We start from the raw sequence: 7,365 nt of genomic DNA, 5'->3' as shown, positions 1-7,365 counted from the left end.
CCTTCGAGCTGGAGGCGCTGAAGGCACAGGCCATTGCGGCACGTACCTTTATAGTAAGAAGACTCACAGATGGAGATACGAGCGGGGTTCCTGGACGGGCCGCGGATGTGACCGATACGGTGGCCCATCAAGCCTATCTCCCCCGCCATGCCTTGAAGAAATGGCAGACAGATGGGGAAGCCGATAAGCTTGCCAGAATCCAAAAGGCTGTCCATGCCACGACTGGGACGATTATGACTTACCAAGGCAAGCCGATTACGGCCTCCTTCTTCTCCGCCAGCAACGGGTATACTGAGAACTCAGAGGAATACTGGAATTACAAAATTCCTTATCTGCGCAGTGTGCCAAGCCCTTGGGACATCAAGCTGGACCCGGACTATAAAGAGACGGTCACCATGAGCTTGAGCAGTGTCTTTAGTAAGCTGGGACTAGCCCAACCAAGTATTCCAGCAGTTGCGGGTCAGGCAGCAGGCACCCGCTCTCTGTTTAAAATTGTATCCAGTACGACAGGACATAGAGTTAAGGAAGCGAAGATAGGCGGAACCACCTTTAGTGGAAGGGAGATTCGGGAGAAGCTGGGGCTGCGGTCCAGCCAGTTCCGTTTTGATCCAGAAGGTAATCAGGTCAAAATTACAACTTACGGGTATGGCCACGGTGTGGGCATGAGTCAATGGGGAGCAAATGGAATGGCCAAGGAAGGATATACGGTGAACCAGATTCTAGAACACTACTATACAGGCATTCAATTCGCCCAAGCCTCACATTTGCTGAATAAGGCCAAGTAGAACGGACTAGATCAGTTTTGTGGCCTAGGCAGCTGCGAGGGGCTTGCGTTCATTAGATATAAACGGAAAGTGCAGGCGCTCCTTTTTCCAGTAGAGGTCTCCATGAGAAGGGGGTCATATTCCGGTGTGGCTCATCCTTTCACGTATAGTAGTGTTATAACGATAGTTATATTCATATAAACCTAAAGCTCACCCATCTTGTCGCTGGTGCAAAACATCCGCAAGACCTCATTTGTTTAAGGACCGCATGGGGCTGGTGGTTGCCCGGCAATAGAAGGGGAATAAGGCTCTAAAATTATTTTCTAAAAAAGTAGGATAGGCGAAGTATAAAAGAGTTTACCCCGGTAACACTTGTTACTGAGGTGATAAACTATGAATGATCAAAATCAGAAGCAGCACAAGAATGAGGAATCTCCTAAAATTGGATTGGGAGAGCCGGCTGTACCGGCATCCTCATGGAAAAAACTTTTGTCCAGAAAGTGGGTATACCCGGCAGCATACATGGCCATCGCGGCAATCATACTAACCTTAGTGTGGGTGTACCAGGGCGCGAGCCGTAAGCCGCAGGCTGAGATCACATCGGGAACGGTGACCCAGCCGGTAGGCACTACCACGGGAGATACCAAGGTTAAGCCTGAAGATGGCACATCGGTTCAGACTGTCGCTACGCCGGAGGATCTCGTATGGCCGGTGGCTAACGCCGCCGAGGTTAATGTTGTTAAGCCGTTTTATGACAAGGATGCTTCAGCAGAAGAGCATGTGTCCGCGATCGTGCAGTATAATGACACGTTCGTGCCGAACACGGGTATCGACCTCGCAAGAGGGGATAACAAATCTTTTGATGTGAAAGCAGCTTTGGGTGGCAAAGTTACGCGGGTAGAGCAGCATGCGCTGCTAGGTTATGTGGTGGAGATCACCCATGCCAACAACCTGAAGACCGTCTACGAAAGTCTCGCGGATGTGAAGGTGAAGAAGGACGCTGAAGTGAAGCAGGGGGATACCCTGGCCACCGCCGGACGCAATGAGCTGGAGAAGGATCTTGGCAATCATGTTCACTTTGCCGTATATGAGAACGGCACACCGGTGAACCCATCCCAGCTGCTTCCGCAAAAATAATGTGTTGACTTGGAGCAGGCTAGTCCACTAACTGAAAAGTCTTAGTACATAAGGCCTGCGCCAAACGGGGGATCTCCAGATCCCCCGTTTTTTTCGCTTGCTGTGTAAAATAATTGGCCCCGCGCAGGCTTGTCAGGCTTGGAAACAAAGAATATATGGGCACGCCCCTCATATACTGTACCAAACTATCTCGAGTTGGGAGGCGGGAGCGTGCATGATTACATTAAGGAACGAACCATTAAGATAGGCCGCTGCATCGTGGAGACGAAGCATACGGTTAGGACCATCGCCAAGGAGTTTGGTGTGTCCAAAAGCACGGTACACAAGGATTTAACGGAACGGCTTCCGGAGATCAACCCGGATTTGGCTGACCAGGTGAAGCATATTCTGGAGTACCATAAATCCATCAGGCATCTGCGCGGAGGAGAGGCGACCAAGATTAAATATAAAAAGACCACACCCTCCAAGCGGGAAGTGATCACAGCAGCGAATTAATCCGCCCTTATCACCCACTTTTCGTACGAAAAAAGACAGATATGTAATTGAATACGTCCCCCAAAGTATGATATTTTTAAATATGGTACAAGAATGCGGGTAATTTATCCAAACATCCCGAAATTTAGCTACGCAAAACGGACTTCAGATGTGTTTTTTCTGGATGTTTCTGTAAAATTGACGGATATTCTGTCGAACAGAATGACAATAGACGTTAGGTTTCTTTTACCATTAAAAATACGCTTTGGGGGAGCTTTGTAATGATGAGCAAGGATATCGGAATTGATTTGGGCACTGCGAACGTGCTGATCCATGTAAAAGGGAAAGGTGTAGTGCTCGACGAGCCTTCTGTCGTCACGATTGAGAGCGATACCAAGCGTGTGCTTGCTGTCGGTGAAGACGCAAGGCGGATGGTAGGCAGAACACCTGGAAATATTGTGGCAATCCGTCCGCTGAAGGACGGGGTTATTGCAGATTTTGAAATTACGGAGACGATGTTGAAGTACTTTATTAATCGTGTTGGCGGGAAGAACTGGTACAGCCACCCACGGATTTTGATCTGTGCCCCAACCAATATTACCTCCGTTGAGCAGAAGGCGATTCGGGAGGCCGCAGAGCGCAGCGGCGCGAAGGAAGTTTATCTCGAGGAAGAACCGAAGGCGGCTGCTATCGGCGCCGGTATGGACATTTTTGAGCCAAGCGGCAATATGGTGGTGGATATCGGAGGAGGAACAACGGACGTAGCCGTTCTCTCCATGGGGGACATTGTCACGGCCTCATCAATTAAGATGGCAGGGGACAAGTTCGATGCCGCGATTATCCGTTACATTAAGACGAAGTACAAGCTCCTTATCGGGGAACGCACTGCCGAGGATATCAAGATTGGTATCGGAACCGTTCGTCCTGGCGGCCGCCAAGCTGAGCTGGACATCCGGGGCAGAGATATGGTGTCAGGACTCCCTCTCACGGTAACCATTTCGTCCTCCGAAGTTCAGGAAGCTCTATGGGAGCCCGTGTCTTCCATCGTCGCAGCAGCTAAATCCGTCCTGGAGCGCACACCGCCGGAACTGTCAGCCGATATCATTGACCGCGGTGTAATTCTGACCGGGGGCGGCGCTCTGCTGAATGGATTGGACGAGCTCCTCGCGGAGGAACTTCGGGTTCCGGTCGTGATCGCGGAAGATCCGATGCACTGCGTAGTTAAGGGCACAGGGCTTATGCTCGATAATTTGGATAGAGTTATAAAGAAAAAGTTCTAGTTGTCCGATATATTGAAAAGAAGCATTTGCCGGGGCGGGCAATTTGGAATATAGATAGGCAGATGACATAACATAACTTGCTTTGATTTGGATAAATAAGTCCGTTTGCCTTTTTAATAAAAAATAAACAGCCTTGTTCATTAAGAAACAGGGAATTGTTTACAGTTGGAATAAATGATTGTACAGGATAAAGGCATCCGGTTGAAATGTTCTTCCGATCGCTGTTGGTTAACAGATTTCTTGATATAAAAGTCATAAGTTAGAAATCATCTGTTCACAAAGGCGAACGCTGTGCTTTTCAAGAACCATTTCACCTTTTGCCTAGTCTGACCTTCCTTTTGTTCAACTTCAATAGCTATAAATTGTGTATTCAAGTCAGTCACCAAAGCTACGAAATTTAGCTAGTTCATCTGGTCAGTCACCCTAGCAGCGAAATTTAGCTCATTCATCTATCCAGATAACTAAGCTATGATTAAACGCATTCACTTGATCAGTCACCCAGGCTATGAAATTTAGTTTATTCATCCGGTTGGTCACCATCGCTATAAGTTTTGCTAAACATCAAGTTCAGAAACTGTTCAATTCTACAAATTGTTCAGGCATCCATGCTACGAGTCATCCTATCCAGTCAGTCAATCAATCACTCAAGTTACTGGCTCTAAACAACACAACCCAAAAGCGTGTCCCGCAGGGACGACAAGCGACCCGGAGCACGTATTCACCAAGTCCAGTTAGCTTAGCCCCATTCCCCAGCCATTCAGGTGTCCAGAGGATGAAATCCTCGGGGCCCTCCTGAAAGTTTTCCAAGGGAAAACTACCTCGGAAGCATATGCTTAGGCAAGGGAGGGTTTGGGAGGGTTGTGAAATTAAAAAGGCTGCGAATATTTCAATAAGAATTTTTAAGTTTTTAGGAGGTTTCCTATGCTGAGAGGACTCTATACGGCTGCTGCAGGGATGATGACCCAACAGCGTCTGCACGACACGGTGACACAGAATATCGCCAACATTAACACCCCAGGATACAAGTCTGTGAATGAGGCCGCACGCTCTTTTCCCGAGGTGCTTGTCTCGTTGGTGGGCGGAGATGCACCAGGCAACAGGCAGATTGGCAAGCTGAACACCGGCGTGTTCGCCGAGGAGACTCAGCCAATTTTCACCCAAGGAGATCTTAGAGAGACTGGCAAAATGTCAGACTTTGGACTGGAATCCAGCCTTTCTCTAGTTGATCCTGCTACTGGACAACCTTATCCTTTTGACGAGTCAGGCAAGTATGTGAAGCAGGATGGCAGTGTGGTCTATCGGCCACAAGCATTCTTTACGGTGCAAGACAATGACGGCAATGTCCGTTATACACGGGATGGTAACTTCCATGTGAATGCTGCTGGGGAACTGCTTAGCTCCACCGGTTTTAGAGTACTGGGCGCCAATGGGCAGCCTCTTGTCCTGAACCAACCGATCAAGGATCTTCAGACGGACGGAAAGGGAAACTTCCTATATAATGGGGCTCCTACCAACCAGCAGCTTCAGATTACGGTTGTGGAATCTCCTTACCAGCTTACGCGTAACGGTAATGGGGTGTATGAAGCCGCCGATCCGCAAAAAGCCGGCATCCGTAATCTAACGGCTAACGATGCCGTGACGGTACGTCAAGGCTCTCTTGAAGGCTCCAACGTAAATACCGCGCAGTCCATGGTTGATTTAATGACGGCACAGCGCGCCTATGAGGCTAACCAAAAGGTAATTCAATTTTATGATAAAAGCATGGACAAAGCCGTAAATGAAGTCGGCCGTGTGTAGGAGGCGCTAAATGAATAACTCCATGATCAGCTCCGCCGTTTCCATGGCGGGGATCCAGCAGCGGCTGGATATTCTGGCGGATAACATCGCAAATGTGAATACAATTGGATACAAAAGCAAGGGCGCTACGTTTGAAGATACGTTGACGACCATGTTTAAGCAGGAGCCCCCGATGGGGCGTACGGGAAGAGCCACTCCGCTAGGGATTAATGTGGGCTACGGTTCCAAAATGGCGGGCGTCACCCGCGACTTTTCTCAAGGCTCCTTCAAGGACACGGGGATTGACACCGACCTGGCCATTCAGGGGAATGGATTGTTCGCGGTTCAGGCTAACGGCCAGAAGGCATGGACGAGGGAAGGAAGCTTCCACATCCAGCCGGACCCGCAGGACTCTAAGCTGGCATATTTAGTGACAGCTCAGGGATACTACGTATTGGATAAGAATAACGCGCCAATTACCGTTCCCGCAGGTTCGAAGCTTCAAATAGATGCGGGCGGAAATATCAAGGCCACATTGGGTCGGACGACAACTAACCTGGGGCAAGCCATTCAGCTTGTATCGCCACAGCGGCCGGACGCGCTTGAACAAAGAGCCGACAACCTGTATGTGCTTTCTGCAGGGGCGGCTGAGCGGGATGTGCTCGCGAACAATGATGCGCTGCCTCAGAATCAGAGAGCTACGCTTCGCCAGAGTGCTCTTGAGCAGTCCAATGTGGACATCACCACAGAGATGTCGGACATGCTCCAGGTTCAGCGTGCTTATCAGCTGGCTGCCCGGGCGCTGACTTCGAGTGACACGATGACGGGCCTTGTGAACAATTTGCGCGGATAGGTGGATGCGATGAGTCAAGAGAGTAAACCGGCGGCAAGACGACCAGCTCTCCGGAGAACCCTGTTCGTTCTTCTGATCCTATTTATCCTCTTCCTTGCGCTATTTGGCGGTATGATTGTAGGGTATGTAGTACTGGGCAAGCAGAGTCTAAGCAGTGTCTTTCATTGGAGTACCTGGCGTCATGTGTTTGACTTGGTGTTTGCGCCATAGTAGTGGGTTATCTGTTTTAATGAAGCCATGTCTTTATGGCATCCTTTCCTGAAACAGATGACAAGATGTAGTAACTTGTTAATCACTCCCGCCGAGGAGGGATGGAAATGCGGGAACCGCCGCAGCCTCCCTGAATGGGCGGGAGTTTTATTTTTGCCGAGAGAGAAGGTATAATTGGTGGAGGATTGTCCGAAGAGGACTCTAGGTCAGAACGGCCCCGTTTAAAGTTAGAAATGACAAAAGGGTTTTACCCGCAGGCCAGCTGGTGCAGCCCCGCGGATAAACCCCTTATCTGAACCTTCGTATCTGCAGAGACGAAGGATAGTTACAGTATGGCCCTGAGGGTCTGTTTTCATACTGGCTTATCCGTTTAAATACAATTTACCCGAAATTTAAGGGCAATGAGAAAGGGGTATTACATAATTATGTTAGATAACCGTAAAGTCCAGGAGTTAATTCCGCACAGGTATCCATTTTTATTAGTGGACCGCATCGTGGAAATGGAGGTAGGCAAACGTGCGGTTGGAATCAAGAATGTAACCATCAACGAGCCGTTCTTCCAGGGGCATTTCCCAGGTTATCCGGTGATGCCTGGAGTCCTGATCACTGAAGCGCTCGCCCAAGTTGGTGCTGCAGCTATGCTGAGTCTAGAGAGCAATAAGGGAAAGATCGGATTCCTTGCCGGGCTGGATGGGTTCCGTTTCCGTGATCAGGTGTTCCCAGGCGATACGCTGCGTCTTGAGGTGGAGATTATACGTCTGAAAGGTTCTATAGGCAAAGGGCGTGCGGTTGCGAAGGTGGAAGACAAGGTGGTTGCGGAAGGTGAGATTATGTTTGCCCTCTCAGACGGGAAGATGAATTAATTCAACAG

The 7,365-nt window shown here is 49.4% G+C and carries 8 protein-coding genes; all 8 read left to right on the top strand.

Annotated features, from left to right (window positions below; translation table 11 throughout):
• A partial coding sequence (gene spoIID, locus BN6628_RS22205) for a stage II sporulation protein D (protein WP_068620663.1) occupies positions 1 to 785 on the top strand: 785 nt, incomplete at its 5' end.
• Positions 786 to 1,157: 372 nt separating this feature from the next.
• Positions 1,158 to 1,901, top strand: a complete 744-nt coding sequence (locus BN6628_RS22200) for a M23 family metallopeptidase (RefSeq protein WP_068620655.1) — start codon at positions 1,158 to 1,160, stop codon at positions 1,899 to 1,901.
• A 210-nt stretch (positions 1,902 to 2,111) separates the two neighbouring features.
• Positions 2,112 to 2,396: a sporulation transcriptional regulator SpoIIID gene (spoIIID, locus tag BN6628_RS22195; protein WP_068620653.1), complete on the top strand. Its 285-nt coding sequence runs from the start codon at positions 2,112 to 2,114 to the stop codon at positions 2,394 to 2,396.
• A gap of 260 nt (positions 2,397 to 2,656) precedes the next feature.
• Positions 2,657 to 3,655 carry a rod shape-determining protein gene (gene mreB / locus BN6628_RS22190; protein WP_068620651.1) on the top strand — a complete coding sequence of 333 codons (999 nt, stop codon included), beginning with the start codon at positions 2,657 to 2,659 and terminating at the stop codon, positions 3,653 to 3,655.
• Positions 3,656 to 4,576: 921 nt separating this feature from the next.
• A complete protein-coding gene (locus BN6628_RS22185) occupies positions 4,577 to 5,452 on the top strand; it encodes a flagellar hook-basal body protein (RefSeq protein WP_068620648.1) in 876 nt (291 codons plus the stop codon).
• 10 nt (positions 5,453 to 5,462) lie between these two features.
• Positions 5,463 to 6,284 carry a flagellar hook-basal body protein gene (locus tag BN6628_RS22180; RefSeq protein ID WP_068620646.1) on the top strand — a complete coding sequence of 274 codons (822 nt, stop codon included), beginning with the start codon at positions 5,463 to 5,465 and terminating at the stop codon, positions 6,282 to 6,284.
• Positions 6,285 to 6,293: 9 nt separating this feature from the next.
• On the top strand, positions 6,294 to 6,494 hold the full coding sequence (locus tag BN6628_RS22175) for a DNA-directed RNA polymerase subunit beta (RefSeq protein WP_068620644.1): 201 nt from the start codon (positions 6,294 to 6,296) through the stop codon (positions 6,492 to 6,494).
• 425 nt (positions 6,495 to 6,919) lie between these two features.
• Positions 6,920 to 7,357: a 3-hydroxyacyl-ACP dehydratase FabZ gene (gene fabZ / locus BN6628_RS22170; RefSeq protein WP_068620642.1), complete on the top strand. Its 438-nt coding sequence runs from the start codon at positions 6,920 to 6,922 to the stop codon at positions 7,355 to 7,357.
• The last annotated feature ends 8 nt before the right edge of the window (positions 7,358 to 7,365 follow it).

This window comes from Paenibacillus tuaregi (assembly GCF_900086655.1).
GTDB lineage: Bacteria > Bacillota > Bacilli > Paenibacillales > Paenibacillaceae > Fontibacillus > Fontibacillus tuaregi.
The sequence above is the reverse complement of the archived record's forward strand: the minus strand, read 5'-3'. Positions and strand labels throughout refer to the sequence as shown.

Excerpts from the sequence above, each read along its gene's own strand:
- mreB (WP_068620651.1), top strand. The coding sequence starts at position 2,657 with ATGATGAGCAAGGATATCGGAATTGATTTGGGCACTGCGAACGTGCTG.
- BN6628_RS22175 (WP_068620644.1), top strand. The coding sequence starts at position 6,294 with ATGAGTCAAGAGAGTAAACCGGCGGCAAGACGACCAGCTCTCCGGAGA.
- BN6628_RS22180 (WP_068620646.1), top strand. The coding sequence starts at position 5,463 with ATGAATAACTCCATGATCAGCTCCGCCGTTTCCATGGCGGGGATCCAG.
- fabZ (WP_068620642.1), top strand. The coding sequence starts at position 6,920 with ATGTTAGATAACCGTAAAGTCCAGGAGTTAATTCCGCACAGGTATCCA.
- BN6628_RS22185 (WP_068620648.1), top strand. The coding sequence starts at position 4,577 with ATGCTGAGAGGACTCTATACGGCTGCTGCAGGGATGATGACCCAACAG.
- BN6628_RS22200 (WP_068620655.1), top strand. The coding sequence starts at position 1,158 with ATGAATGATCAAAATCAGAAGCAGCACAAGAATGAGGAATCTCCTAAA.